Below are 24,317 nucleotides of genomic sequence, written 5' to 3'. Positions count from 1 at the left end.
CCGGTTAGCGACCGGGGGGCGATGTGGCAAGGATTGAGGGTGGTAGCTGCCAAATCCTTGCCGCCCGCAATTCCCCTTCGTGCCGACGGGACTGAAGCGCGTTACTCCCGCAGCCGCTTGCGCAGCGCCAGTCCGTAAATGACCAGCGCCACCCCCGCGAACAGGAACCACTGCACCGCATAGGCGAAGTGGTTGTTGGGGATGTCGTGCGGGTCGGGTCGCGCATTGGGTTGCAACCCGGCCAGCGGCGGGTCGGCGATCACCAGCATGCCTTCCCCACGGGGAAGATAGGTGCCGGTCACGGTGCCACCGGTCCAGCTCAGACTGACCGGACGGTCCGACCAGCCGAGCACGACGCGCGCCTTGGCCCCGTCGAACGTCTGGCACGATGCCACTTGCGCCCAGCCGGACCGGCCCGCAGCGTTGCGCCCGGCCTGCGGCAGCGTGCCCGACGGCTTGACGCATTCGAGTTGCAGCCGGGTATAGCCGAGCGGCTCGCGGTCGCTATCCGGCCAACGATGCACACCTCTGTCGCCCTGCGCCGTCGCATAGCGCGCCAGCATCGCTTCCTTCTCGTGCAGCCGTTCGATCTGCCAGAAGCCGAGGCGGATCATCACTCCAACCGCGATCAGCACCAGCAGGGTCGGCAGGATCGGCAAGCGCTTCATTGTTCAGTCTCCCGCGCAATCCGCGCCGCCAATATCAAGACCTTGACCAGCCTCAGCACGCCGACAACAACGGTTGGAACCAGCGCGCCCCACAGCAACACCAGCGCCCATACCGGCAGCGCCACGTTGTCATCCAGCCACAAGGCCGCGCCGATCAGCAATACGATCACCGGCAGCAGCGCCGGGTAGAGCGAACGTCCGGTCGCCTCATGCGCGGCGAAGGCCTGCCCGCAGGCGGTGCAGGCTTCGGCGAACTGCGCGGGCGCCGCCCACAACCCCTTGGCTCCGCAGCGGGGGCACAAACCGAAAAGGGCAGCGCGGGGTATGCCCGGCTGCCCTTTCGAATGCTGGCTTGCGCCCGGCGTCATCACTCGATGTGAGCGCCCCAATTGCCCCACACGTAGATGGCGACGAACAGGAACAACCACACCACGTCAACGAAGTGCCAGTACCATGCAGCGGCTTCGAAACCGAAGTGCTGACGCGGCGTGAAATCGTTGTTGTAAGCGCGGATCTGGCAGACGATCAGAAAGATCGTGCCGATGATCACGTGGAAGCCGTGGAACCCGGTCGCCATGTAGAAGGCCGAACCATAGGTGTTCTTGCCGAAGGGGAACGGTGCGTGGATGTACTCGTACGCCTGAACCGAGCTGAACAGCAGGCCCAGCACGATCGTCGCCCACAGACCCTTCTTCAGTCCGTCACGGTCGCCATGGATCAGCGCGTGGTGCGCCCAGGTCAGCGTGGTGCCCGAGCACAGCAGGATCAGCGTGTTGAGCAGCGGCAGATCGAACGCGTTCATGACCGCTTCGATCGCCTTGGGCGGCCATTGGCCACCGATCACGTCGACGTTGATGGTCGAAGGAAACAGCGAGAAATCGAAAAAGGCCCAGAACCAGCCGACGAAGAACATCACTTCCGAAGCGATGAACAGGATCATGCCATAGCGCTGGTGCAGTTGCACCACCGGGGTGTGATGCCCTTCGTGCGCTTCCTTGATGACCTTGCCCCACCACGAGAACATGGTGAGCAGCACGCCCAGCAGGCCAAGCATGAAAATGCCCGTGCCGCCTGCATACTTGTGCATCCAGAACACGCCGCCGGTGGCCATCGTCAGCGCCGACATGGCGCCCACGAACGGCCAGACGTCTGGCGGCAGAATGTGGTAATCGTGGTTCTTGGCTCCGGCCATGGTCGCGCTTCCCCCGGGTCAGTTCCTGCATCCGGCATGGCGCCGGACAATCTCATAGCCACCGGCCTTTATCGGGCGTTGCGGCGTCGGTCCAGTCAATTTGCGGTGCCGCTGGGCGATCCGCCGTCCTTGCTGCCTGCCGCCTCCATGAAGGTGTACGACAGCGTGATTTCCTCGGTATCGCGGGCATTGGGATCACGCGCAAGTGCCGGATCGACGTAGTAGATCACCGGCATTCGCACTTCCTGCCCTGGCTCAAGCTTCTGATAGTTGAAGCAGAAACACTGGATCTTGTGGAAATAGGCGCCGGTTTGCTCGGGCGTAACGTTGAACACCGCGCGGCCGGTAATCGGCCGGGTGGAATTGTTGCGCGCGATGAAGAACGCCATCTTGCGTTCACCCAGATGGCCGTCCTGCGTCACCGCTTCGGGGCGAAAGGTCCACGGCAGGCCCGGCGCGGTATTGGCATCGAAGCGGATGCGGATCGGCTGCGCGATGGCTTTGACGGTGGCCGCCTGCGCCACGGTGGCGCGCTGTGTGGTACCGTTGAAGCCGGTGGCCTGGCAAAACATCCGGTACAACGGCACCGAAGCATACCCCAGCCCCAGCATGGCAAGCGCAATTCCACCAAAAATGGTCGCCACTCGGCGATTGCGGCGTTCGATGGCTGGTGCGGCGGTCGCCATCGGGTCAATGCGCCATTTCTGCGCCAGCCGCCTGCGCGGAAGGCTTGGGCGGCGGGGTCGCGATCTTGACGATGGTGATGGCAAAGAACAGCACCGCCAACGCGATCAGGATTACGCCGAGCACACGGTTGCGCGCCTTTTGCCGGGCACGAAAGGCGGCAAGATCGGTACCCTGGATCTGGGCCGTGCCCTCACCCCTGATTTCATCGGTCATGCCTGCCATCCCTGCAACGTCGCGAACCGATCGACCACCAACATGGCAAACAGCGCGAAAAGGTACAAAATCGAAAAGGCGAACAAGCGCTTTTCCGGCTTCATCGTATCACCCGGCACCGATTGACGAAGCCCGACCCGCACCGCCAAGGCCAGGAAGGCAAGGCTAAGCACCAGCGCGGACAAACCGTAAATCCGGCCCGTTCCACCGATCAGCGCAGGCGCGACTGCCAAGGGCAGCAGCAGAACCGCGTAGATCAGTATCTGCCGCCGGGTCGAGCGTTCGCCGGCCACGACGGGCATCATCGGAATGCCGACTTTGGCGTAATCAGTCTGGACATAGAGCGCGAGTGCCCAGAAGTGCGGTGGCGTCCAGAAAAAGATGATCAGAAACAGCAGCACGGGCATCAATGTGATGTGCCCCGTTACCGCAACCCAGCCGATCAGCGGCGGAAACGCACCGGCTCCGCCACCGATAACGATGTTCTGCGGCGTGCGCGGCTTCAGCCAGACAGTATAGATCCAGGCATAATAGAAGATCGAGAACGCAAGAATGGCTGCAGCGAGCCAGCCGATCGCCACTCCCATCACCATCACCGACGCACCCGCCAGCGCAAAACCGAAATCGCGCGCCGATTCGCGGTCCATCCGACCGGCAGGCAAAGGCCGGTTGCGGGTCCGCTTCATGCCGCGATCAAGATCGGCTTCCCACCACTGGTTGAGCGCGGCTGAACCGCCAGCCCCCACTGCGATGCACAGGATCGCGGTGAACGCCAGCACCGGATGGATCGTGCCGGGCGCTGCCAACATGCCGCACAATCCGGTAAAAATGACCAGAGTCATGACGCGCGGCTTGGTCAGCGCAAAGAAGTCGCGCCAGTCGGCGGGCAAAGGCAGGGTGGTGGCGTGTTTCATGATCGTTGCGGGCCTATAGGCCGCCCCGGGCCCAAGGGAAAGGGGCGCTTGGCGCACACAGCGCCGAACGTGCGACTGCCGGTAGCGAAAAGGGGATTTCCTTGGCGTTGGCCAGTTGCTACTCCAAAACTCAAGTCTGGAGATTGAGATATGCGCAAGACCTTCATCAAAGCCCTTGCCGCCACGGCGGCGCTTGCCCTTGCATGGCCCGTTGCCGCTGCCGTTGCGCCGCGTTTGCCGATCGCCAGCTTTGAGCAACTGCCCAAGCCATTACCGCTTCCCTATGACGAATCCGCCAATGCCGATGCGGTCGTGGCAGCGGCCAAGGCCCGCGCCAAGCGCAGCCACAAGCTGCTGCTGATCGATCTTGGCGGCAACTGGTGCCTCGATTGCCGCCTGCTGGCCGGAACAGTCGAGCAGGAACCGCTCAAGGGCTGGCTCGACAAGCGCTTTGAACTTGTGACGGTCGATGTGGGCCGGTTTGACAAGAACCTGCAGATTCAGCGCGGCTATGGCATCACGGGTCGCCTCGAAGGTGTGCCTTCGGTGCTGGTTGTCGATCCGCGCACCAACCGTCTGATCAACAAGGGCCACGTCTCGGCCTTGTCCGATGCGCGCAGCATGACCCCGCAGGCGCTGGCCGACTGGTTCGCGCAATGGGCCAAGTGAACGGGAGTTCGGTCAGGCGCTAGAGCCGCCCCAGCCAATCTACCAGCAGGCGGTTGACCTCTTCCGGTCGCTCCTGCTGGGTCCAGTGGCCGCAGCCCTCCAACACGGTGCCTTCAACATTGGGGGCGAAATGGCGCATCATCGCCACCGGGTCGCTGACTTGTCCGAACAAGGTTGTCGCCGGGTCCGCCGAACCGCCAATGAACAGCGCGGGTTGTTCAAGTTTGCGTGCCGCGAAGGGATGTAGCCAGGCAAAGTCCCGCTCATGATTGCGATAACGGTTGAGCGGCCCCCGCAGACCTGAACGCGTGAATTCGCCAACGTAATAGTCGAGGTCGGCCTCGCTCAACCACGCTGATTCGCCGGTTGGCTCGGGCAACCCGGTCAGCAGCAGACTGTCGACGGGCTTCAGCGGCCACGCGTTGGGCGGTGCTTCACCCGAGATTGAATGCAGAAATATGCGCAAGAAGCGGCGCAGATCGGCCTCAAGCTCGGCCTCCGCCACACCTTCGACCTGAAAATATTCCTGATAGAAGAACGCGCCCTTGCTGGTGAACAGCTCGCGGAACACCTCGGTGAACGGACGCTGCGGCGCACCGGCGAATGGCACCGACAATCCGGCAACGGCGTGGAACCGGTCAGGCCGGGTAAACGCCGAATTCCACACGATCGGGGCGCCCCAATCATGCCCGATCAGGATGGCCGGTGCATCGGGCTGCAACGCATCGGCCACGCCCACCAGATCGCCCGCCAGTTGCTCGAGACCATAAGCGGAAACCGCTTCAGGCTTGTCGGAGCCGCCATAGCCGCGCACATCGATGGCACAGGCGGTGAACCCTGCTGCGGCAATCGGCCCCAACTGATGGCGCCAAGAATACCAGCTTTCGGGGAAGCCATGGACCAGGATGACCAGCGGCCCGCTTCCCTCGACCGCGGCGCGCAAGGTGACGGCACCAGCATCAATGCTGCGAAATTCGGGCATGGCATTCCTCTCAATCTTTGCGACCACGCTACCAATTTAATCGTTTGATTGAAACGCCAAAAAGCACCGCGCTGGCGATGCCCTGAATGCAGAACACCCCGACGTTGCCGCCGGGGTGTCGCTGTTTCAGTCCGTCGCCGGATGAAGGTCTGGCAGCGCTCAGTGCGCGTGCGCATCCTCGATCACTGGCAGCGTTTCGAACTGGTGGAACGGCGGAGGCGAGGACAGCGTCCACTCCAGCGTCGTGGCACCTTCGCCCCAGTAGTTGCCTTCCGCCTTGCGACCGGCGACCAGCGCGTAGCCGATGTTGACGAAGAAGATCACCATCGAGGCCGCCATGATCATGTACCCCTGCGTCGCCAGCGTATTCCACTGTTCGAAGGCCGGAGCATAATCGGGGTAGCGACGCGGCATGCCCTGCGCACCGAGGAAGTGCATCGGGAAGAAGATCAGGTTCACGCCGACGAAGAACACCCAGAAGTGCAGGTGCGACAGGAACTCGCTGTGCCAGCGGCCGCTCATCTTGGGGAACCAGTAGTAGAACCCGGCAAAGAGCGAGGTCACTGCGCCCAAAGACAGCACGTAGTGGAAGTGTGCCACCACGTAATAGGTGTCCTGAAGGTTGTCGTCGATGCCGCCGTTGGCAAGCACCACGCCGGTCACGCCGCCGACGGTGAACAGGAAGATGAAGCCGATCGCCCAGACCATCGGCGACTTGAACTCGATCGAACCGCCCCACATCGTCGCGATCCACGAGAAGATCTTGATGCCGGTGGGCACCGCGATGACCATGGTGGCGGCGGTGAAGTACATCTTCGTGTTCACGTCGAGGCCGGTGGTGTACATGTGGTGCGCCCACACGACGAACCCGACCACGCCGATCGCGACCATCGCGTAAGCCATGCCGAGGTAACCGAACACCGGCTTCTTCGAGAAGGTCGAGATGATCTGGCTGATGATGCCGAAGCCCGGCAGGATCATGATGTAAACTTCGGGGTGACCGAAGAACCAGAACAAGTGCTGGTACAGCACGGGGTCACCGCCACCGGCCGGGTCGAAGAAGGTCGTGCCGAAGTTGCGGTCGGTCAGCAGCATGGTGATGGCGGCAGCGAGCACCGGCAGCGCCAGCAGCAGCAGGAATGCGGTCACAAGCACCGACCACACGAACAGCGGCATCTTGTGCAGGGTCATGCCCGGCGCACGCATATTGAAGATGGTGGTGATGAAGTTGACCGCGCCCAGGATCGAACCGGCACCCGAAAGGTGCAGCGAGAAAATCGCGAAGTCGACCGCCGGACCGACCGAGCCCGTGGTGGAAAGCGGCGCATAGACCGTCCAGCCGGTGCCCGCGCCATTGCCCACGCCGCCCGGCACGAACGCCGAGAACATCAGCGAGCAGAAGCCTGCCACCGTCAGCCAGAACGAGATGTTGTTCATCCGCGGGAAGGCCATGTCGGGCGCGCCGATCATGATCGGCACGAACCAGTTGCCGAACCCGCCGATGATGGCAGGCATGACCATGAAGAACACCATGATCAGGCCATGGGCGGTGATCAGCACGTTCCACAGGTGGAGTTGCTGGTCGAAAGTCGGGCTCTTTTCGCCCAGCAGGCTGGCGAAATAGCCGAGATACTGAATGCCCGGATGTGCCAGTTCGGCGCGCATGATGCCGGACACCGCGCCACCGATGACCCCCGCGAAGATCGCGAAGATCAAGTACAGCGTACCGATATCCTTGTGGTTGGTCGACATGAACCAGCGAGCGAAGAAGCTCGGCTTGTGATCATGGTCGTGCGCATCGTCATGATGCGCTCCGAACGTTTCGTGGTCGGCTGGGATGGAAGCCATGGTGTTCTGACCTTAGTTCCTGAATTGCTTAAGCGGCCGGAGCGGCAGCCGGGGCACCAACGGTACCGCCCTGCGCCTTTACCCAGGCTTCGAACTTCGGGCGCGGCAGCGCCTCGATCACGATCGGCATGTAGCCGTGGCGGACGCCGCACAGTTCCGAGCACTGCCCGTAATAGACGCCAGCTTCCTTCACAAAGAGCACCTTCTCGTTGATCCGGCCCGGCACGGCGTCGAGCTTGAACCACAGCGAAGGCATCGCGAACGAGTGGATCACGTCCGAACCGACGGTCTGCAGACGGATCGGCTCACCCACCGGCACGACCATGCGGTTGTCGGCAGCCAACTGCGGCGATTCGCCGCGCTTGATCGCCTCGGCGCTCGGCAGGATGTTCGAGATCACCTCAAACCCGCCGTTGTCGGGATAGGTATAGCCCCAGTACCACTGGTAACCGGTGGCCTTGATCGTCAGCGCGCCCTTGGGAGCAGGCTTGTATTGCTGGGCCAGCAGGCGGATCGAGGGTACCGCGACGACCACGAGGATCAGCACCGGCAGCAACGTCCAAATCACTTCGATCAGGGTGTTATGGCTGGTCTTGGACGCGACCGGATTGGCCCGGCGGTTGAACCTGGCCGCAACCACCAGCAACAGCAACAGCACGAACAGCACGATCACGGTGATCAGCGGGATCAGCACGTAATTGTACATGGTCAGCGCCTGTTCACCCGTGGGTGAATACTGGTTCTGGAAGCTGAAGCCTCCCGGAACCGGCTGCCCTTTACCCGCGACGGGTTTCATCGGCACGTAGTCCGCCGCAAAGGCGTTCGCCGTGGTCAACGCCGCAACCGCAGCGGAAAGCCCGAAGGCCCGGATGGATTTGCCCGCAATGCGGACGAAATCGGCTAGACTCGTGTCGGCTTGACTCATCGTCGAAGGTTCCGCTCTTCCCCGTCTGCACCGTGCCGGTCGGCCCGATGAAACCCTTGTAAATCCCTCAAACCCACAGGCCTATACGCGTGGGTTCCAGCTTGCTCAAGCGCAGTCGCACAGTTTTTTCAAGCTGCCCCTTGTACCGAGGCAACAATACTTACGCCCCTTGCCGGAGCCTGCAATCGTGCACCAACAGCGGTTTACGTACCCCCCATGGACCGTGATGACCATCTTCCCTTGCGAAAAGGGCTTGCCGCCGGAAGCCATGGGGGCCATTTGCCGCCGCATCAGCGTCGCCGGTAGCGCGGCGCAGCCTTTTTTACCAGCCCCTCGCAGGGGTCAGGACGGAGCGGGCATGAACGACGACGAGATCCTTGCCGAATTCCGCGCCAGCCAGGCGTTGCTCGAAGGGCATTTCCTGCTCTCTTCGGGGCGGCACAGCGCCCATTATCTGCAGTGCGCGCGGGTGTTGATGGACCCGATGCGCGCCTCGCGGCTGGCCGGTGCGCTTGCGGCAAAACTGCCGCGTGACTTGCGCCAGCAGATCCAGAAAGTGGTCTCGCCCGCAATGGGCGGCGTGATCATCGGCCACGAAATGGGCCGCGCGCTGGGGGTTGAGGCGCTGTTCGTCGAGCGCCCCACCGGCACGTTCGAACTGCGTCGCGGCTTCACCCTGCAACCCGGTGAGCGCGTGCTGATGGTCGAGGACGTGGTCACCACCGGTTTGTCGAGCCGCGAGGCGATCCGTGCCATCGAGGAAGCGGGCGGCAAGGTCATCGCCGGCGCCGCGCTGGTCGATCGGTCCGCCGGTGCGGTCGATCTGGGCGTGCCGTTCCACCCGCTCGTGACGCTCAACTTCCCGACTTATGCGTCCGACGAACTGCCCCCCGAACTGGCGGCGATCCCGGCGATCAAGCCGGGCAGTCGAGCCGCAGCGTGAGCGCGCTGTTCACCCCGGCCCGCTTGCGGCTGGGCGTCAACATCGACCACGTGGCGACCATCCGCAATGCCCGCGGCGGCGAGCATCCCGATCCGGTGCGCGCGGCGGAAATCGTCGCGCGGGTCGGCGGTGATGGCATCACGGCGCACTTGCGCGAGGATCGGCGCCACATCCGCGACGACGATATCGCGCGCATCCAGGCGGCAACCAACCTGCCGCTCAACTTCGAGATGGCGGCGACCGACGAGATGGTCGCCTTCGCGCTGCGCCATCGGCCGCACGCTGCCTGCATCGTGCCCGAGCGGCGCGAGGAGCGCACGACCGAGGGCGGCCTTGACGCTGCCGGCCAGCACAACCGGCTGGCCCCCATCGTCGCGCGGCTGGCCGATGCCGGCATCCGGGTGAGCCTGTTCATCGCACCCGAACCGCGCCAGATCGAGGCAGCGGCAAGGCTGGGTGCGCCGGTGGTGGAACTGCACACCGGCGAATATGCGCATGCGCAAGGCGAGGCCGTGGCCAGCGAACTGAAGCGGCTGACCGACATGGCCGCGCTGGCAGCCGTCAATGGCATCGAGCCACATGCCGGACACGGCCTTACGTATGACAATGTCCAGCCGGTCGCGGCGATCCCGCAACTGGCCGAATTGAACATCGGCCACTTCCTGATCGGCGAGGCGATCTTCTGCGGGCTGGAAACAGCGGTGCTGCGGATGCGCGAGTTGATGGACGCGGCCCGATGATCATCGGGCTGGGCTCCGACTTGTGCAACATCGAGCGGATCGCCCATTCGCTGGAGCGCTTCGGCCAGCGCTTCGAACAGCGCGTGTTCACCGACGTCGAGCAGGCCAAGGCCGCGCGCAGGCCACTGACCAAGGCAGGCACGCTGGCCAAGCGCTTTGCCGCCAAGGAAGCCTTTTCCAAGGCGGTGGGCACCGGTTTCAAGGCCGGGGTGTTCATGAAGGACATCGGCGTCGTCAACGCCCGCTCGGGCGCGCCAACGCTTGCGCTTACCGGTGGCGCCGCCGCGCGGCTGGCAGCGATTACGCCCGCCGGGCATGAAGCGATCGTCCATCTGACCCTGACCGACGACCATCCCTGGGCGCAGGCCTTCGTGGTGATCGAGGCGCGGCCGTTGGCAGTTCCTGCCACATGACCGACGATCAGGCCCAGGAACCCGGTCCAGGGCGGCCTGACACGGTAGCGGTGCCCGAACCGGCACCTCCATCGCCCGGCACCAACTGGCTGATCGAACTGCGCGGCTTGCTGGCGATGCTGCTGGTGGTGGTTTTGTTCCACAGCTTCATGGCCAAGCCGTTCTACATCCCGTCGATCTCGATGATGCCGAACCTGCTGGTGGGCGATCGGCTGGTCGTCTCGAAGTACCCCTACGGATGGAGCTGGGTCTCGGCTTCGTTCCACGTGCTGCCGCGGTCGACCACGCGCCTGTTTGCGCGCACACCCGAATATGGCGACATCGTGATCGTCGTGCCGCCCGACCGTGACGAGGACTATATCAAACGCGTGGTCGCCCTGCCCGGCGATCGCATAGCCGTGGTCGGCGGGCACATCATCCTGAACGGCAAGCCGGTGCCGCAAGTAGCCGAAGCCCCGCTCGACCTGCCGGTCGATGCCAACCAGCCTTGCGATCCGGGCGAGTTTCCGGGCTTGCGTTTTCGTGCCGCCAACGGGCGACTGTTCTGCGAACTGCCGATCTATCGCGAAACCCTGCCCAACGGCGCAACCTATCGCATCATCGACCACACCGACCAGCCGCTCGACAACTATGCCGAGATCACGGTTCCGCCCGACTACGTGTTCCTGATGGGCGACAACCGCGACCATTCGGCAGACAGCCGCGCGCCCGTGTTCGAGCGCGGGTTGGGCGGGCCGGTGCCGCTGGCCGATGTCGGCGGACGGGCGGAGTTCGTGACATTCTCGTTCGACGGCAGCGAAAGCTGGAACCCGCTCGGCTGGGCCAAGGCCTTGCGGTCGGGGCGCGCGTGGAACAAGCTGCGACCTCCGATCGTATCGCCTCGACCGGATCACCGCTGAGGCGGTAGTCAAGGCGTGCAAGCATTCAGGAGACCGATGCGAACCATGATTGAAGACGGCGATACAGCGGTGGAAAGGCCGATGTCCGGGCCGACCGACATCGGTAGCGGGCTGGTCCAGCGCGAGGCGAAGAAGGCGGCGGTCTGGCTCGGCATGGCGGGCCTGATGGCGCTGGTGGTGCTGCTGGCTCAACCGCTGCTGGTGATCTTCGGCGGGATCGTGTTTGCCGCGATGATCGACGGGGGCCAACGGCTGCTGGCGCGGGTGCTACCGGCCCCCCGCCCGCTGCGAATCGTGATCGTGCTGTTGGGCGCGGTCGGGTTTCTGGTATGGCTGGTGATCTTTGGCGGCAATCAGATTGCCCAGCAGGCCGCGCAACTTCCCGCGATCATCCAGTCGCAAAGCCAGCAACTGTTCAATCTGGCGCACAGGCATGGCCTGTTCGTCGAACAGTTCGATGTCTCGAAGGTGGCAGAACAACTGATCGGCGGAGTGGGTCCGGTCACGCGCGCGCTGGGCGGCATCGTCGGCGGTTTCACCACCGCCTTCCTGATCGTGATTCTGGGCATCTATTTCGTGCTGGAGCCCGACATTTATCAGCGCGGTCTGGCGTGGCTGCTGCCCGTCGACATCCGCGAAAGCTGGCACGGCACCGCCCATCGCATGGGCCGTTCGTTGCGCATGCTGCTGTTCGGACGGCTTGTCGGCATGGCCAGCGAAGGTATCGCGACGTGGCTGTTGCTATGGTACCAGAACGTGCCGATGGCCGCGCTGCTGGGCCTTTTGACCGGCTTGCTCGCGTTTCTGCCCAATATCGGAGCGCCCATATCGGGCGTGCTGATGATCCTCGTCGGCTTTTCGGGCGGCACCAACATGGGGCTGTACTGCATCGCGGTCTACCTTGTGGTGCAGACGGTCGATGGCAACATCGTGGTGCCGATGATCGCCAAGAAGGCCGCCGACCTTGCCCCCGCGCTGGTGCTGGGCGCGCAGCTCATATTTGGCGTGATGTTCGGCATCCTTGGCCTGATTCTGGCCGATCCGCTGGTGGCGATGCTCAAGATCGCGCTTGAAAAGCAGGCCGAGCGCAATCATCGACAGCGCGCAACTCCGCCCGAAGAGGACTGACTCTGGCCCGCCGCTTTCTCTATGTGATCGCGATCCTGATCGTGGTGGTGCTGGCAGCGCTGCTGGCACTGCGCTTCTGGGCGGCGGACCTTACGCGCATGGCCTTTGTTCCGCAGGGCCATTTCGTGGCGCTGCCCCCGCTGGCCGCCGATGCCTATGACAAACCGGCGGCATGGATCGCACGGCCCGATCTGCCGACCGATCCAGCGCGCTTCCTGCCCGAAGGGATCGCGCGCAAGCCGGCTGGTCACGCTGCGGTATTCTTCATCCACCCCACCAGCCTGCTGGCGCGCGACCACTGGAACGCAAGCGTCGATGACCCCGATTCGAAGGGCCGCGCCAATCTGTTCGTGCAGGTGATGGCCAGCCCGTTCAACGCCGTGGGTGGCATCTGGGCGCCGCGTTATCGTCAGGCCGCATTCGGCAGTTTTCTGACCGACAAGCCCGATTCGAAGCAGGCGCTGGATGCCGCCTATCGCGACGTGGTGCTGGCGTTCGACGCCTTTGTCCGACAGGCTCCGGCGGATGCACCGATCGTGCTGGTCGGGCACAGTCAGGGGGCGGTGCACCTGCTCCACCTGCTCCAGCAGCGGGTGAACGGCACCCCGCTGTCGCGCCGGATCGTGGCGGCCTACATCATCGGCTGGCCGGTATCGGTGCGCCATGACCTGCCCCGGACCGGTCTGGTCGCCTGCACCGCACCCGACCAGACGGCCTGCGCGATGAGCTGGATGAGCTTTGCCGAACCCGCCGATCCGGCGATGCTGCGCGATTCGTTCCGCCACTACCCGCCGCTGGATGGCAGCACGGCGCGCGAAGCAGCGACCTTGTGCACCAATCCGCTCAACGGCGGCAGTGCCCCTGCGGCCCCGGCAAGCGCCAACCTTGGCACGCTGGTGCCCGGGGATGACTGGCTATCGCGCAAGATGATCGCCCGCGCGGTCCCCGCCCGCTGCGATCCGGCCACCGGCCTGTTGCTGATCGGCGATGCCCCCAGCCTTGGCCAATACGTGCTGCCGGGCAACAACTACCACGTCTATGACATCCCGCTGTTCTGGGCCAATGTCCGCGCCGATGTCGAGCGGCGCGTTGCGGCATGGGAGCGTGCGCGATGATCACCCAGTCGGTTGCCGAATTGCGCGCAGCCTTGCCATCCGGCGGGATGCTCATGGGCCTTGACCCCGGCACCAAGACCATCGGCGTGGCCTTGTGCGATCCCGACTGGCGTTTCGCCACGGCGGGCAAGACCATCGTCCGGCGCAAGTTCACCGCCGACAAGGCCGAGCTTGCCGCGATCATCGCCGAGCGGGACGTCAAGGCGCTGGTTATCGGCCTGCCGCTCAACATGGATGGCAGCGAGAGTCCGCGCAGCCAGTCCTCGCGCGCACTCGCCCGCAATCTGGTCGATCTGGGCCTGCCGATCCTGCTGTGGGACGAGCGCTGGACCACGCAAGCCGCCGAGCGCGCGATGATCGAGCAGGATTTCAGCCGGGCCAAGCGCGCCACCCGGATCGACTCCCACGCTGCCGCGCTGATCCTGCAAGGGGCGATCGATGCGCTGGTCGGGGCGGCGTTCTGATTAACTGTCCGATTAAGATTGTCGTTGCTTGTGACGACCCGGACCGGCAGGACAGAGGCATGGTAGAAACATCACCTCCCCAACCGTCGTCGCCCGGCATACCGTCCGGTGCTGAGTTCGATCCGTCGAGGATGGCAAAATTCATCGGATCGCGCGGGCACAACGGCTTTCTGGGCATCGGCTATCAGGATCACGGCCCCGACTGGATCGAATTGACGCTGCCCTGGAAAGAGGAGCTGGTCGGCGACACCGAAACCGGCGTGATCGCGTCGGGCCCGATCATCAGCCTGCTCGACAACGCCACCTCGATCTCTGCCTGGGTGCGGCACGGCGCGTTTCGTCCGCAAGTGACGCTGGATCTGCGCATCGACTATGTCCGCGCCGCGGTGCCCGGCCGGACCATCGTGGCGCGCGGCGAATGTTACCAGTTGCGCAAGTCGATGGCGTTCGTTCGCGCCATTGCCCACGATGGCGACATCAACGATCCGGTGGCGCATGCGGCCGGGATCTTCATCATCGTCGGCGAAACCGAGGGGGCCCGCCCATGAGCGACCATCCCACCCTGCCACCTTATGCCATCGCGATGGGCATGCGCATCGAAGCGATCGAGGCCGATGGCGCGCCGGTGATCGCGCTGGACTATTCCGATCGCGCCGAGGGGCGTCCGGGATACCTGCATGGCGGTGCCATCGGCGGTTTGCTCGAGATGGCCGCCTATGCCGCGCTGCATGCCGCCTTGGGGGCTGAGGACGCGCAAGTGCGGATCAAGCCCGTCAACATCAGCATCGAATATCTGCGCGCGGGCCTGCCCCGCCAGATTCAGGCTGCGGGCCAAGTGCTGCGCGCCGGGCGCCGCGTGGCCAACGTGCGCGCCGAAGCGTGGCAGGACGACCGGTCGAAACCGATCGCCAGTTGCTGGGTCAATTTCCTGCTGAGGCCGCGCTGATCCGCACGACGATGCCCTGATCGGGTAGTGGATCGGCGGGCGAGAGCCGCGCCGCATCGGCACGCGCGCGGGCAAGAATGGCGCCCGGCACACCGGGGCCCGCGACCACCGCGTCGGCCTGCCCCAACCAGCGCGCCTCACGCAGGGTCAGGTCATCGGGATCGGCGCTGCGCAAGGCAATGGCAAATGTGCCGGCATCGGCCGCCGCATCGCCCGCCAGCCAGCCGGACACCGCATCCCCGGCCTGTTCACGCAACGGGTCGAGCGCCCCGCCTTCGTCCAACGCCGCATCGAGCGCGCGCCGACGTTCGCTACCGGTCGGCCAGCGGCTGCGCATGCCACCACGCGCGCGAAACAGGGCATCGGCCAAAGCGCCCAGACCTTGCGGTAGCAGGCGCTCCAGCCGCAGCCGCAGCGCCTTGGCCAGTCCCGCCGAGGCGCCACCGGTGCCGACCGCGATGATCACCGGATCACGATCGACCAGCGATGGCGTGGTGAAATCACACAGTTCGGGACGGTCCACCACGTTGACCAGCAATCCGGCGCCGCGTGCGCGTATGGCATCGGCCCGCGCCGCGCCTTCATCCTCGTGCGCGATGAAGGCCAGCCGCGCGCCGGTATCGATGCCCTCGGCCAGATCCTCGACCACCTGCCCCCCGGCGCGCTGTACCAGCCGCCGCTTGGCCTCAGCCGCCTCGCCATGGCCAAGCACGATGACCGGCTGGCCGGTGAGACGATGGAAAAGGGGCAGACTGTGCAGCATCGCTCAACTGTCCCCGATCACCACCGCGATCAAGCGAGCCATTCGGGCACCCGTTCGGCGGCAAGGATCGTGGCGGGCTCGATGCGGTCGGCCACTACTGCCCACTTCTCGCCATCGACCATCACTTCGGGCACCAGCGGGCGCGAGTTGTAGGTGTTGGCCATCGTCGCGCCATAAGCGCCGGCGGTGCGGAACACCGCCAGATCGCCGCGCTTCATCCGGTCGATCGTGCGGCCCATGGCAAAGGTGTCGCTCGATTCGCAGATCGGCCCCACGACGTTGGCGACAAAAGTCTCACCATCCGGCCGCACCGCCTCGAAATCATGCCATGCATCGTACATCGCCGGGCGGACAAGGTCGTTCATCGCCGCATCGACCACCACCCAGGGCGCGCCGACACCTTCCTTGACCCGGACCACCTGCGTCACCAGAACCCCGGTATTGCCGGTGATCACCCGGCCGGGTTCGAACATCAGCGTCACGCCCCAGTCGGCGGTCACGCGCGCCACCATCGCGGCATAGTCCTCAGGCTGCGGAAATACCTCGCCCGCCTTGTACGGCACGCCTACGCCGCCGCCCAGGTCCATGTGCGTGACCGCATGGCCCCCTGCGCGGATGGCCCGCATCAGCCCGCCGATCTTGGTGAAGGCAGCCTCGAGCGGCGCAAGGCTGGAAAGCTGGCTGCCGATGTGGATGGCAAGGCCGCGCACCTGCAAGCCCGGCGTGCTGGCCAGCCGGGCATAGATCGCCGCCGCCCGGTCGAAGGGCACGCCGAACTTGTTCTCGGCCTTGCCGGTGGAGATCTTGCCGTGCGTTCCGGCATCGACATCGGGGTTTACGCGCAGCGCGACCGCGGCGATCTTGTCCAGTCCGACAGCGATCTCCGCCAGTTCCAGCCCCTCTTCCTCGCTTTCGAGGTTGAATTGGCCGATCCCGGCTTCCAGCGCACGGGCAAGTTCGGCGGCGGTCTTGCCCACGCCTGAAAACACGATGCCTTCGGCGGGAATACCGGCCGCCAGCGCGCGCTCCATCTCGCCCACCGACACCACATCGGCGCCATAGCCTTCGGCCGCCAGCACCCGCAGCACCGCAAGGTTGGGGTTGGACTTGACCGCAAAGGCGATGCGCTTGTCGGGCAAAACGCCCAGCGCATCGCGGAACACGCGGGCGTGGCGGGTCAGCGTGGCGCGCGAATAGACATAGACCGGCGTGCCCACTGCCTCGGCAATCGCGGGCAAGGGCAGGTCTTCGGCATGCAGTACGCCGTCACGGATGTGGAAGTGGTCCATCGGGAAACTCTTGAAAAAGCAGGGAATCAGTTTTCGGGCGGGAGGTCGTAGGGGTCGTCCTCGCGCTCTTGCGAGCGGCTGCGCAACTCGACGCTGCGTTCAGGTTTGGCCTGAACCGGCGTTTTCAGCAGATCGTCCGGGCTCGGCTGATTGCCCCGGCCATAGGGCGCATCGGGCAGCGGACGACCCGCAAGCGGTTTGAGTTCGCGTTTGTTGCCGCACGCACTCAGTCCTCCAAGTCCGAGAACAAGGATCATCGAGGTCAGCACGGCACGCGAACGGTTCATCACGCCTCCATTCCTAACACTGGCATTCCTAACACTGGCATTCCTAACGCGGGCAGTTCCAGCACTGCGCGCGCGGCAGCCACGCGCTTCCTTACCTCGACCGGTGCGGTTCCGCCATGGCTGGCGCGCGCGGCCACCGACGCTTCGACCGAAAGCGCGGCATAGACACGCTCGTCGACGCGCGGATCGATCGCCTGCAGGTCGGCGAGCGGCAACTGGTCGAGCGCGATGCCCCGGCTTTCCGCCAGTTTCACCGCGCTGCCGGTAATGTGGTGCGCCTCGCGGAAGGGGATGTTTGCCTGCCGCACCAGCCAGTCGGCCAGATCGGTCGCGGTGGCATAACCCAGTTCGGCCGCCGCGCGCATGCGCTGGGTGCGGAAGGTTGCCTCAGCTACCATCCCGGTCATTGCCGCGATCGACAGCGCCAGCAGGCTCGCCGCCTCGAACACCGGCGGCTTGTCGTCCTGCATGTCCTTGGAATAGGCCAGAGGAAGCCCCTTCATGGTGATCATCAGACTGGTCAGCGCACCGACGATCCGCCCGGAATGGCCCCGCACCAGTTCGGCGGCATCGGGGTTCTTCTTCTGCGGCATGATCGAACTGCCGGTCGACAGGCTGTCGGGCAGCGCGACGAAGCCGAACGGCTGGCTCGCCCACAGGATGAACTCCTCGGCCAGCCGCGACAGATGCAGCGAAATCTGCGCCGCAGCCATCAGGAAATCGAGCGCAAAGTCACGGTCCGACACCGAATCGAGGCTGTTGTCGGTCGGGCGGTCAAAGCCGAGCGCGGCCGCCGTGGCGAAGCGGTCGATCGGAAAGCCGGTCCCGGCCAGCGCGGCGGCTCCCAGCGGGCACTGGTTCATCCGCGCCCGCGCATCGGCAATGCGCGAACGGTCGCGCGCGGTCATCTCGTAATAGGCCAGCAGATGGTGGCCCAGCGTGACCGGCTGCGCGGTCTGCAGATGGGTGAAGCCGGGCATGATGGTGTCGGCATGCTCGCCCGCCCGCGTCACCAGCGCCACTTGCAGGGCGCGCAGGCCCGCATCGGTCTGGTCGAGCGCATCGCGAACCCACAGGCGGAAGTCGGTGGCCACCTGATCGTTGCGGCTGCGCGCGGTGTGCAGGCGCCCGGCGACCGGGCCGATCAGCTCGGCCAGCCGGCTTTCGGTGGTCATGTGGATGTCCTCGAGATCCCAGTCCTCCGGCACCCCGTTTTCGGCGTATTCGGCGGCAACCTGATCGAGCCCGCCGGAAATCGCCTCGGCATCGGCCTGCGCCACGATGCCCTGCGCCGCCAGCATCGCCACATGCGCCTTGGACGCGGCGATGTCTTGCCCCCACAATACCTTGTCGAAGGGAATCGAGGCGTTTATCTCGCGCATGATAGAAGACGGGCCGGCCGCGAAACGGCCGCCCCACATCTGGTTGGAGCCCGATTTGTCGCTCATGTCCCTGCGTTCACCCGCCCTGATGCTGCTGCCGTTCGCCATGCTGGCCGGGGGGTGCGATAGGCAAGGAGCCGCGCCTGCGCAACCGCCTGCGTCAGCCGCCGCCAGCGAATCGGGCGCTGCGGCTGCAAATGCCGACCCTGCGGCCGGTGAAGCGTTCACCGGCAAGCTCGATACTTCGGCCAAGGGCGCGGCCATGCCCGACCTGACCTTCGCCGATCCGGCCGGGCAAAAGCTTCGTCTGGCCGACCTCAAGGGCAAGCCGGTGCTGATCAACTTGTGGGCGACCTGGTGCGGCCCCTGCGTCATCGAGATGCCGACGATCGAGGCACTGGCCGCCAAGTACGACGGCAAGCTGACCGTGCTCGCCGTGTCGCAGGATCTGGGCCAGAAGGACAAGATCAGCGCCTTGTTCGCGCAGAAGAAGTTTGTCCGGCTGCACCCCTGGCTGGACCCCGACAACGCGCTGTCATCGCACTACAACACCGGCGTACTGCCGACGACCGTGCTCTATGACAAGGACGGCAAGGAAGTGTGGCGCATGGTCGGCGGCCACGACTGGTCGAGCGCGCAGACCGATGAGCTGGTGAAAGCTGTCGTGGGCGGCTGACGGCGCTTGCGTCGGCCCCCGGCCAAAGCGGCCGGGGAGCCCTGCGAGCGCCGCGCCCCACTCAGCCCTTGCGGCCGAGCAGCGGCTGCCACCACGCTTCGTTGTTCAGGTACCAGCGCAGCGTCCCGGCAAGACCACCGGCAAAATCGTGCTGCGGCACATAGCCCAGTTCGGCTTTGGCCCGGCGTTCGTCGATGGCATAGCGGCGGTCATGGCCCTTGCGGTCCTCGACAAAAGTCTTGAGCTCGGCCGTCTTGCGTCCCTTGGCCGCCGGCGCATCGGGGTAGCGTTCGGCAAGCCCCGCGATCTCGGCAAAAGCGCGATCCACTTCAGCGCAGATCCGGTCGATTACCGCCAGATTGGGCAGTTCCTCGCCCCCGCCGATGTTGTAGGTTTCGCCCACCACTCCGCGCGCCAGCGTCGCCTCGATCCCGCGGCAGTGGTCCTCGACATGCAGCCAGTCGCGCACATTCATGCCGTCGCCGTAGATCGGCAGCGGCTTGCCCGACAGCGCGTTGAGCAGGAACAACGGAATCAGCTTTTCAGGATACTGATACGGACCGTAGTTGTTCGAGCAGTTCGTCGTCGTGGTCTGCAACTTGTACGTGTGGTGATAGGCACGAACGAGGTGATCGGACGAGGCTTTCGAGGCCGAATAGGGCGAATTGGGCGCATAGGCGGTGGTTTCACTGAACGCCGGATCGCTTGGCCCGAGCGAGCCGAACACCTCGTCGGTCGAGATGTGGTGGAAGCGGTGCTCGCGCCCGCTGCCTTCGTCCAGCCACACCTTGCGCGCCGCCTTGAGCAGACTGTTGGTGCCCAGAATGTTCGTCTCGATGAACGCGTCCGGCCCGGTTATCGAGCGGTCGACATGGCTTTCGGCGGCAAAATGCACGATCGTCGCGATGCCGCGATCGCGCAGCAGCGTTTCGACAAGCGTTGTGTCGCGGATGTCGCCGACCACCAATTGGGCCTGCTCCACCCCGGCAATCGTCGATGCATTGCCTGCATAAGTCAGCGAATCGAGCACGATAACGGCGTCATCGGGGTGCGTTTCTGCCCAGTAATGGACGAAATTGCCGCCGATGAAACCGGCACCGCCGGTGACAAGCAAATTAGCCAAAAGTCTTTTCCTCGATGAGCATGGCGCGGAGGTTCGTGCGCCAATGGACGTGCGTATCGCCCAGCGCAGCGCGCGTGGCGGTAACATCAAGCACGGAGAACGCAGGGCGCTTTGCCGGTGTCGGGTAATCGGTGGTCGCGATCGGGACGATGCGGGGAACGCTATCGAGCAAGCCCAGCGCCAGCGCTTCTTCGCCGATTGCCACGGCAAAGTCGTACCAACTGGCCACCCCGGCGTCACGATGATGCCAGATACCCGGCTGGCCTTGCAGTGCCAGCCCCCACAAGGTTGCGGCAAGCCCGCTGGCCCAGGTCGGCGAGCCGATCTGGTCGGCGACGACGCGCAGTTCGTCGCGCTCACGCATCAGGCGCAGCATCGTGCGGACGAAATTGGCGCCTCTGGCCGCATGCACCCAACTGGTGCGCACGATGATTGCCCGATCGCCCGCGCCGTCCTCACCCGCAGCCTTGGTTCGGCCATAGACCGATTGCGGGTTGCGCGCATCATCGGGACGATAACCATGACCGCCGGTGCCATCGAACACGAAATCGGTGGAAACCTGCACCAGTCGCCCACCATGGCTGGCCAAGGCATCGGCAATTGCAAGCGGCGCAGCGCCGTTGATCGCCAGTGCCAGTTCGGGCTCGCTCTCGGCACGGTCGACGGCGGTATAGGCCGCGGGGTTGAACACCAGATCGGGCCGTTCGGCCGCGACCAGCCGGGCAATCGCCGCAGGGTCAGCAAGGTTCAACGCGCCGCGATCCACGCCGACGACCGTCCAGTCGGCAGGCGCTGCGGCCAGCAAAGCCTTGCCGACCTGACCGGAAATGCCCGTCACGATCGCCTTCATGCGGACGTGGCCGAATCTGCGGACGTGGCCGAATCTGCGAACGCCGCCACATCGGCAAACGGCGTCCCCTGCCTGTCCTTGGCTGAAAGCTTGGGCTCGATCCCGTCAAGCGGCCATTCGATGCCCACCGTCGGGTCATCCCAGGCCAGACTGTGCTCGTTGGTCGGCAAATAGGCCGAAGTGCACTTGTAGAGGAAGTCGGTATCGTCCTCGAGCGTCAGGAAGCCGTGCGCGAAGCCTTCGGGCACCCAGAACAGGCGCTTGTTCTCGGCCGAAAGCGTCACCCCGGTCCACTGGCCGAACGTGGGCGAAGATCGCCGCAGATCGACCACCGCATCGAACACCGCGCCGCGCACCACGCGCACCAGTTTGCCTTGCGGCGCCGGGTTCTGGAAATGCATGCCCCGCAACACGCCCTTTTGCGAGCGGCTGTGATTGTCCTGGACGAAATTCAGGTTCAAGCCCAGCCTGGCAAAGACATCGGCGTTCCAGCTTTCCAGAAAGAAGCCGCGTTCATCGCCGAACACCTTTGGCTCAAGGATCAACACGCCCGGCAACGACGTTTCGATAATGTTCACAGCGGGCCTTTCTGGACGAGCATTTGCAGCAAGTATTCGCCATAGCCCGACTTGCGCAAGGGTTGGGCGATGGCCCGCAACTGGTCATCGGTGATGAAACCCTGCCGCCATGCGATTTCCTCGGGGCACGAGATTTTCAGCCCCTGCCGCTCTTCGGTGATGCGCACATAAAGCCCCGCATCGATCAGCGATGCATGGGTGCCGGTATCGAGCCAGGCGAAGCCACGGCCCATGATCTCGACCGACAGCGCACCATCATCCATGTACAGACGATTGAGATCGGTGATCTCCAGTTCGCCGCGTGGCGACGGCGCAAGGTCGCGTGCGCGATCAACCACGGTACCGTCATAGAAGTACAGGCCGGTGACCGCATAGTTGGATTTGGGCGCGACCGGCTTTTCCTCGATCGAAATCGCCCGGCCCGCCTCATCGAAAGCGACAACACCATAGGCTTCGGGGTTGGTGACACGGTAAGCGAAAACGCTGGCGCCTTCGGCGCGCGCATTGGCGTTGGCCAGCAGCGCGGGCAGTCCATGACCGTAGAAGATGTTGTCGCCCAGCACCAGGGCGCTTGGCGCGCCGGCAAGGAAGTCGGCGCCGATGTGAAAGGCCTGCGCCAGCCCTTCGGGTCTGGGCTGCTCGGCATAACTGAGCGAAAGGCCCCAATCCGAACCGTCACCCAGCACGCGACGAAATTGCACCGAATCTTCGGGTGTGGTGATGATCAGGATTTCGCGAATACCCGCCAGCATCAGCGTACTGAGCGGATAGTAGATCATCGGCTTGTCGAATACCGGCATCAATTGTTTCGAGACGCCGCGGGTCAGGGGGTAGAGCCGGGTTCCCGAACCGCCCGCCAGAATGATGCCTTTGCGTGTTGCAGTCACAAACATCCCTACTTTCCATTCGGTTTCGGCCGAAGCCGGCCGGTATCCCGACCTGCATGCCGCCATCAGCCAACCAGCCGCGGCCATCGCAGGTGCACAACGCTGCCCAAGCAAAGGAGCTCGCACACGCTGTTGCCGCACTGCGGTCGCCGGTCAAGCCACAGAAGCCGCGAATCCTGAACCATCTCGCTGAAGATAACTCAGAAGCCGCAAGGCGCGTCGGGCACCAGCGCGCTCCAATGGGGCAGCCAGCTTCGAAATCCCTAAATGTGCGTCATTTTGCGACGCAGCAATGCTGCAGTGCGGCAGAGATTTCCCTGTCCGCTCATGATGCCGCAGCTGGACGACGCGATTGTGGCGATGGTTGGCTTGCAACGGAAAATGCAGCAGATATCGGCAGTTTCATTAGGTGCCGAGCGGCGTTCGAATGCCGCCAGCGTTGGGGTTGAAACAACAAAAGGCGCGATCAGACTGGGCACTCATTAAGGACTTCATCACCCTATTAAGGAGTGCCCGCGAAACTTTACTAAGAATTCTTGCGAATCATGCCGCGATGCGGTATCCCCAATGCATCTGGGCGGTCATGGTGATCGACAGGGGAGTTTGAAACATGACCTTTTCGCGCATCGCAACGGTCCTTGCCGCTGCCTCCGTTCTGGCCACCCCGGTGGTCGCCAGCGCTGCAACCCGTGCTTCGGTTGTTGCTCCTGCATACTCGCTGACTGCCATGCGTCACGCCACTGCCGTGAAGCGCAAGAACAACGCTCTTGAAGCTGGTCCGCTTCTGCTCGTCGCTGGCGGCCTGACCGTTGCCACCGTCGGCATCGTGGAAGTTACCAAGTCGAAGTGATCGCTTGTTGATGGTTGCGGGTTTTCCTGCAACCTACGGCAAATCACTTGAGCTGTGAAGGCCCGGCACTCCGAATGGAGTTGCCGGGCTTTTCATTTGATCCACGTAGGGCGTTTGCTCGGTTGCGCTTCAGTCAACGGGCTGGTGGTTCGACACCACGGGCTGGTTGTTCGACACCGTTGCGCCCATGGCACCACCAACGCCCGATTTCAGCAAACGCCAGCAATCCCGGTGCTGCCACCCCGACAGATCAACTGCCGCTTCGCCTGACTGCAAGGCGCACCGGCAATTCCAGTCCGATCAGGCCACCACAAGCGGCCCTGCACCACCCGCTGCGGGATCGGAGTAAGACCCCTTCCCATCCTCGACATGCCCGGCGATGCGCCAGGTCTGACCGCCAGACGCGAATTGCCGGTCGTACCAGCCATGACTGCCCGACAAGTCGAGACGGACGCTGCGGACCTCGCGGCCACCCAGCGTGACCGTAGCGGGCGCTGCGCCATAGGCGCGGTCGGTCATTGCGATTACTTGCGCCCCATCGCCAAGATTTTCGAAACGCAGGAACGACGCACCGGCGGCGCCGACCTCAACGCTGACCGAAAACAGATCGCTGCGTCCGGTCAAGCGGCGGTGAAATCCGTTGGGGCCAAGCACAAACAGATCAACCAGCGCCGCAGTACCATCGATAAGATGGGCCAGTTGCTGATCCGGGCCGACAGTATAGCGGGCAGGCACCTGCTCCGGTTTCGCCGCGTCATAGAACCTGATCCGAAAGTTGTTGAGCAATACCAGCATGTTGTGATTCACGCCTCTTTGCGAAGAGATGGAGTGAATGGTGACATGGACTGGTATTGCCCGGCGCGAGCATAGCCGGGAGGGATTGCGA

The 24,317-nt window shown here is 64.3% G+C and carries 31 protein-coding genes; 13 read left to right on the top strand and 18 right to left on the bottom strand.

What is annotated here, in order from left to right:
- Positions 1-101: 101 nt before the first annotated feature.
- The 6 genes from LDN95_RS14420 to LDN95_RS14395 all read right to left on the bottom strand — a co-directional run bounded on the left by LDN95_RS14420 (position 102) and on the right by LDN95_RS14395 (position 3,674).
- Entirely contained in the window at positions 102-668 is a 567-nt protein-coding gene (locus LDN95_RS14420) for an SURF1 family protein (RefSeq protein ID WP_226018290.1), read from the bottom strand.
- Positions 665-943: a DUF983 domain-containing protein gene (locus LDN95_RS14415; protein ID WP_226018289.1), complete on the bottom strand. Its 279-nt coding sequence runs from the start codon at positions 941-943 to the stop codon at positions 665-667. Before LDN95_RS14415 ends, LDN95_RS14420 begins: the two co-directional genes overlap by 4 nt.
- A gap of 92 nt (positions 944-1,035) precedes the next feature.
- Positions 1,036-1,860, bottom strand: a complete 825-nt coding sequence (locus LDN95_RS14410) for a cytochrome c oxidase subunit 3 (RefSeq protein WP_226018288.1) — start codon at positions 1,858-1,860, stop codon at positions 1,036-1,038.
- 95 nt (positions 1,861-1,955) lie between these two features.
- Complete coding sequence (locus LDN95_RS14405; protein WP_226018287.1) at positions 1,956-2,546, bottom strand: cytochrome c oxidase assembly protein; 591 nt, start codon at positions 2,544-2,546, stop codon at positions 1,956-1,958.
- Between the two features lie 4 nt (positions 2,547-2,550).
- Complete coding sequence (locus LDN95_RS14400) at positions 2,551-2,760, bottom strand: hypothetical protein (RefSeq protein ID WP_226018286.1); 210 nt, start codon at positions 2,758-2,760, stop codon at positions 2,551-2,553.
- Entirely contained in the window at positions 2,757-3,674 is a 918-nt protein-coding gene (locus tag LDN95_RS14395; protein WP_226018285.1) for a heme o synthase, read from the bottom strand. The genes LDN95_RS14400 and LDN95_RS14395 overlap by 4 nt, the downstream gene beginning before the upstream one ends.
- A gap of 150 nt (positions 3,675-3,824) precedes the next feature.
- Here LDN95_RS14395 and LDN95_RS14390 point away from each other — a divergent pair, with 150 nt between their 5' ends.
- Positions 3,825-4,343: a thioredoxin family protein gene (locus LDN95_RS14390; RefSeq protein WP_226018284.1), complete on the top strand. Its 519-nt coding sequence runs from the start codon at positions 3,825-3,827 to the stop codon at positions 4,341-4,343.
- 19 nt (positions 4,344-4,362) lie between these two features.
- Here LDN95_RS14390 and LDN95_RS14385 read toward each other — a convergent pair whose 3' ends face one another.
- From LDN95_RS14385 to coxB, 3 genes are all read right to left on the bottom strand, one after another.
- Positions 4,363-5,325: an alpha/beta fold hydrolase gene (locus LDN95_RS14385; RefSeq protein WP_226018283.1), complete on the bottom strand. Its 963-nt coding sequence runs from the start codon at positions 5,323-5,325 to the stop codon at positions 4,363-4,365.
- 159 nt (positions 5,326-5,484) lie between these two features.
- Entirely contained in the window at positions 5,485-7,173 is a 1,689-nt protein-coding gene (ctaD, locus tag LDN95_RS14380; protein ID WP_226018282.1) for a cytochrome c oxidase subunit I, read from the bottom strand.
- Positions 7,174-7,201: 28 nt separating this feature from the next.
- Positions 7,202-8,098 carry a cytochrome c oxidase subunit II gene (coxB, locus tag LDN95_RS14375; protein WP_226018281.1) on the bottom strand — a complete coding sequence of 299 codons (897 nt, stop codon included), beginning with the start codon at positions 8,096-8,098 and terminating at the stop codon, positions 7,202-7,204.
- Between the two features lie 358 nt (positions 8,099-8,456).
- Between coxB and pyrE the strand changes: the two genes are divergently transcribed.
- The 9 genes from pyrE (at position 8,457) to LDN95_RS14330 (ending at position 14,746) form a co-directional block, all read left to right on the top strand.
- The gene (gene pyrE / locus LDN95_RS14370) at positions 8,457-9,041 is read left to right on the top strand and encodes an orotate phosphoribosyltransferase (protein ID WP_226018280.1); all 585 of its coding nucleotides are present in this window, start codon (positions 8,457-8,459) and stop codon (positions 9,039-9,041) included.
- Positions 9,038-9,781 carry a pyridoxine 5'-phosphate synthase gene (locus tag LDN95_RS14365; protein WP_226018279.1) on the top strand — a complete coding sequence of 248 codons (744 nt, stop codon included), beginning with the start codon at positions 9,038-9,040 and terminating at the stop codon, positions 9,779-9,781. Before pyrE ends, LDN95_RS14365 begins: the two co-directional genes overlap by 4 nt.
- On the top strand, positions 9,778-10,194 hold the full coding sequence (gene acpS, locus LDN95_RS14360) for a holo-ACP synthase (protein ID WP_226018278.1): 417 nt from the start codon (positions 9,778-9,780) through the stop codon (positions 10,192-10,194). Before LDN95_RS14365 ends, acpS begins: the two co-directional genes overlap by 4 nt.
- The gene (gene lepB, locus LDN95_RS14355; protein ID WP_226018277.1) at positions 10,191-11,093 is read left to right on the top strand and encodes a signal peptidase I; all 903 of its coding nucleotides are present in this window, start codon (positions 10,191-10,193) and stop codon (positions 11,091-11,093) included. Before acpS ends, lepB begins: the two co-directional genes overlap by 4 nt.
- A 36-nt stretch (positions 11,094-11,129) precedes the next feature.
- On the top strand, positions 11,130-12,221 hold the full coding sequence (locus LDN95_RS14350) for an AI-2E family transporter (protein WP_226018276.1): 1,092 nt from the start codon (positions 11,130-11,132) through the stop codon (positions 12,219-12,221).
- A gap of 23 nt (positions 12,222-12,244) precedes the next feature.
- Positions 12,245-13,336, top strand: coding sequence for a DUF3089 domain-containing protein (locus tag LDN95_RS14345; RefSeq protein WP_370631693.1), 1,092 nt, complete (start codon positions 12,245-12,247; stop codon positions 13,334-13,336).
- On the top strand, positions 13,333-13,800 hold the full coding sequence (ruvX, locus tag LDN95_RS14340; protein ID WP_226018275.1) for a Holliday junction resolvase RuvX: 468 nt from the start codon (positions 13,333-13,335) through the stop codon (positions 13,798-13,800). The genes LDN95_RS14345 and ruvX overlap by 4 nt, the downstream gene beginning before the upstream one ends.
- A 131-nt stretch (positions 13,801-13,931) precedes the next feature.
- A complete protein-coding gene (locus LDN95_RS14335) occupies positions 13,932-14,348 on the top strand; it encodes a PaaI family thioesterase (RefSeq protein ID WP_226018274.1) in 417 nt (138 codons plus the stop codon).
- Positions 14,345-14,746, top strand: a complete 402-nt coding sequence (locus LDN95_RS14330) for a PaaI family thioesterase (protein WP_226018273.1) — start codon at positions 14,345-14,347, stop codon at positions 14,744-14,746. The genes LDN95_RS14335 and LDN95_RS14330 overlap by 4 nt, the downstream gene beginning before the upstream one ends.
- Here LDN95_RS14330 and LDN95_RS14325 read toward each other — a convergent pair.
- From LDN95_RS14325 to argH, 4 genes are read right to left on the bottom strand one after another with little or no spacing between them, the layout of a single operon-like run.
- Complete coding sequence (locus LDN95_RS14325; protein ID WP_226018272.1) at positions 14,721-15,509, bottom strand: bifunctional precorrin-2 dehydrogenase/sirohydrochlorin ferrochelatase; 789 nt, start codon at positions 15,507-15,509, stop codon at positions 14,721-14,723. The two genes, LDN95_RS14330 and LDN95_RS14325, sit on opposite strands and share 26 nt — an antisense overlap.
- A gap of 29 nt (positions 15,510-15,538) precedes the next feature.
- Positions 15,539-16,798, bottom strand: coding sequence for a diaminopimelate decarboxylase (gene lysA / locus LDN95_RS14320; protein WP_226018271.1), 1,260 nt, complete (start codon positions 16,796-16,798; stop codon positions 15,539-15,541).
- A 26-nt stretch (positions 16,799-16,824) separates the two neighbouring features.
- Positions 16,825-17,085 carry a hypothetical protein gene (locus LDN95_RS14315; RefSeq protein ID WP_226018270.1) on the bottom strand — a complete coding sequence of 87 codons (261 nt, stop codon included), beginning with the start codon at positions 17,083-17,085 and terminating at the stop codon, positions 16,825-16,827.
- Positions 17,085-18,506, bottom strand: a complete 1,422-nt coding sequence (gene argH, locus LDN95_RS14310; RefSeq protein WP_226018381.1) for an argininosuccinate lyase — start codon at positions 18,504-18,506, stop codon at positions 17,085-17,087. Before argH ends, LDN95_RS14315 begins: the two co-directional genes overlap by 1 nt.
- A 25-nt stretch (positions 18,507-18,531) precedes the next feature.
- Here argH and LDN95_RS14305 point away from each other — a divergent pair, with 25 nt between their 5' ends.
- On the top strand, positions 18,532-19,143 hold the full coding sequence (locus tag LDN95_RS14305) for a TlpA disulfide reductase family protein (protein WP_226018269.1): 612 nt from the start codon (positions 18,532-18,534) through the stop codon (positions 19,141-19,143).
- 61 nt (positions 19,144-19,204) lie between these two features.
- Here LDN95_RS14305 and rfbB read toward each other — a convergent pair whose 3' ends face one another.
- From rfbB to rfbA, 4 genes are read right to left on the bottom strand one after another with little or no spacing between them, the layout of a single operon-like run.
- Positions 19,205-20,266 (bottom strand): dTDP-glucose 4,6-dehydratase, encoded by a 1,062-nt coding sequence (gene rfbB / locus LDN95_RS14300; RefSeq protein ID WP_226018268.1) that lies wholly within the window; start codon positions 20,264-20,266, stop codon positions 19,205-19,207.
- Complete coding sequence (rfbD, locus tag LDN95_RS14295) at positions 20,259-21,116, bottom strand: dTDP-4-dehydrorhamnose reductase (RefSeq protein WP_226018267.1); 858 nt, start codon at positions 21,114-21,116, stop codon at positions 20,259-20,261. The genes rfbB and rfbD overlap by 8 nt, the downstream gene beginning before the upstream one ends.
- Complete coding sequence (gene rfbC, locus LDN95_RS14290) at positions 21,113-21,694, bottom strand: dTDP-4-dehydrorhamnose 3,5-epimerase (protein WP_226018266.1); 582 nt, start codon at positions 21,692-21,694, stop codon at positions 21,113-21,115. The genes rfbD and rfbC overlap by 4 nt, the downstream gene beginning before the upstream one ends.
- Positions 21,691-22,587, bottom strand: coding sequence for a glucose-1-phosphate thymidylyltransferase RfbA (gene rfbA, locus LDN95_RS14285; protein ID WP_226018265.1), 897 nt, complete (start codon positions 22,585-22,587; stop codon positions 21,691-21,693). The genes rfbC and rfbA overlap by 4 nt, the downstream gene beginning before the upstream one ends.
- Positions 22,588-22,908: 321 nt before the next feature.
- On the opposite strand from rfbA, the gene LDN95_RS14280 reads away from it, so the two are divergent.
- On the top strand, positions 22,909-23,067 hold the full coding sequence (locus LDN95_RS14280; protein ID WP_226018264.1) for a hypothetical protein: 159 nt from the start codon (positions 22,909-22,911) through the stop codon (positions 23,065-23,067).
- Between the two features lie 124 nt (positions 23,068-23,191).
- Positions 23,192-23,431 carry a hypothetical protein gene (locus tag LDN95_RS14275; protein ID WP_226018263.1) on the top strand — a complete coding sequence of 80 codons (240 nt, stop codon included), beginning with the start codon at positions 23,192-23,194 and terminating at the stop codon, positions 23,429-23,431.
- Between the two features lie 300 nt (positions 23,432-23,731).
- Here the strand turns inward: LDN95_RS14275 and LDN95_RS14270 are convergent, their stop codons facing one another.
- The gene (locus tag LDN95_RS14270) at positions 23,732-24,226 is read right to left on the bottom strand and encodes a phospholipase domain-containing protein (RefSeq protein ID WP_226018262.1); all 495 of its coding nucleotides are present in this window, start codon (positions 24,224-24,226) and stop codon (positions 23,732-23,734) included.
- Positions 24,227-24,317 lie beyond the last annotated feature (91 nt).

Source organism: Novosphingobium sp. FKTRR1 (assembly GCF_020404405.1).
Lineage (GTDB): Bacteria > Pseudomonadota > Alphaproteobacteria > Sphingomonadales > Sphingomonadaceae > Novosphingobium.
The sequence above is the reverse complement of the archived record's forward strand: the minus strand, read 5'-3'. Positions and strand labels throughout refer to the sequence as shown.

Excerpts from the sequence above, each read along its gene's own strand:
- LDN95_RS14395 (WP_226018285.1), bottom strand. The coding sequence starts at position 3,674 with ATGAAACACGCCACCACCCTGCCTTTGCCCGCCGACTGGCGCGACTTC.
- LDN95_RS14350 (WP_226018276.1), top strand. The coding sequence starts at position 11,130 with ATGCGAACCATGATTGAAGACGGCGATACAGCGGTGGAAAGGCCGATG.
- rfbA (WP_226018265.1), bottom strand. The coding sequence starts at position 22,587 with ATGTTTGTGACTGCAACACGCAAAGGCATCATTCTGGCGGGCGGTTCG.
- LDN95_RS14275 (WP_226018263.1), top strand. The coding sequence starts at position 23,192 with ATGACCTTTTCGCGCATCGCAACGGTCCTTGCCGCTGCCTCCGTTCTG.
- LDN95_RS14400 (WP_226018286.1), bottom strand. The coding sequence starts at position 2,760 with ATGACCGATGAAATCAGGGGTGAGGGCACGGCCCAGATCCAGGGTACC.
- lysA (WP_226018271.1), bottom strand. The coding sequence starts at position 16,798 with ATGGACCACTTCCACATCCGTGACGGCGTACTGCATGCCGAAGACCTG.
- rfbD (WP_226018267.1), bottom strand. The coding sequence starts at position 21,116 with ATGAAGGCGATCGTGACGGGCATTTCCGGTCAGGTCGGCAAGGCTTTG.
- pyrE (WP_226018280.1), top strand. The coding sequence starts at position 8,457 with ATGAACGACGACGAGATCCTTGCCGAATTCCGCGCCAGCCAGGCGTTG.
- LDN95_RS14305 (WP_226018269.1), top strand. The coding sequence starts at position 18,532 with ATGTCCCTGCGTTCACCCGCCCTGATGCTGCTGCCGTTCGCCATGCTG.
- LDN95_RS14330 (WP_226018273.1), top strand. The coding sequence starts at position 14,345 with ATGAGCGACCATCCCACCCTGCCACCTTATGCCATCGCGATGGGCATG.
- ruvX (WP_226018275.1), top strand. The coding sequence starts at position 13,333 with ATGATCACCCAGTCGGTTGCCGAATTGCGCGCAGCCTTGCCATCCGGC.
- LDN95_RS14280 (WP_226018264.1), top strand. The coding sequence starts at position 22,909 with ATGATGCCGCAGCTGGACGACGCGATTGTGGCGATGGTTGGCTTGCAA.
- argH (WP_226018381.1), bottom strand. The coding sequence starts at position 18,506 with ATGTGGGGCGGCCGTTTCGCGGCCGGCCCGTCTTCTATCATGCGCGAG.
- LDN95_RS14270 (WP_226018262.1), bottom strand. The coding sequence starts at position 24,226 with ATGCTGGTATTGCTCAACAACTTTCGGATCAGGTTCTATGACGCGGCG.
- LDN95_RS14420 (WP_226018290.1), bottom strand. The coding sequence starts at position 668 with ATGAAGCGCTTGCCGATCCTGCCGACCCTGCTGGTGCTGATCGCGGTT.
- LDN95_RS14385 (WP_226018283.1), bottom strand. The coding sequence starts at position 5,325 with ATGCCCGAATTTCGCAGCATTGATGCTGGTGCCGTCACCTTGCGCGCC.
- LDN95_RS14325 (WP_226018272.1), bottom strand. The coding sequence starts at position 15,509 with ATGCTGCACAGTCTGCCCCTTTTCCATCGTCTCACCGGCCAGCCGGTC.
- lepB (WP_226018277.1), top strand. The coding sequence starts at position 10,191 with ATGACCGACGATCAGGCCCAGGAACCCGGTCCAGGGCGGCCTGACACG.
- acpS (WP_226018278.1), top strand. The coding sequence starts at position 9,778 with ATGATCATCGGGCTGGGCTCCGACTTGTGCAACATCGAGCGGATCGCC.
- ctaD (WP_226018282.1), bottom strand. The coding sequence starts at position 7,173 with ATGGCTTCCATCCCAGCCGACCACGAAACGTTCGGAGCGCATCATGAC.
- LDN95_RS14405 (WP_226018287.1), bottom strand. The coding sequence starts at position 2,546 with ATGGCGACCGCCGCACCAGCCATCGAACGCCGCAATCGCCGAGTGGCG.
- LDN95_RS14335 (WP_226018274.1), top strand. The coding sequence starts at position 13,932 with ATGGCAAAATTCATCGGATCGCGCGGGCACAACGGCTTTCTGGGCATC.
- LDN95_RS14390 (WP_226018284.1), top strand. The coding sequence starts at position 3,825 with ATGCGCAAGACCTTCATCAAAGCCCTTGCCGCCACGGCGGCGCTTGCC.
- coxB (WP_226018281.1), bottom strand. The coding sequence starts at position 8,098 with ATGAGTCAAGCCGACACGAGTCTAGCCGATTTCGTCCGCATTGCGGGC.
- LDN95_RS14315 (WP_226018270.1), bottom strand. The coding sequence starts at position 17,085 with ATGAACCGTTCGCGTGCCGTGCTGACCTCGATGATCCTTGTTCTCGGA.
- LDN95_RS14410 (WP_226018288.1), bottom strand. The coding sequence starts at position 1,860 with ATGGCCGGAGCCAAGAACCACGATTACCACATTCTGCCGCCAGACGTC.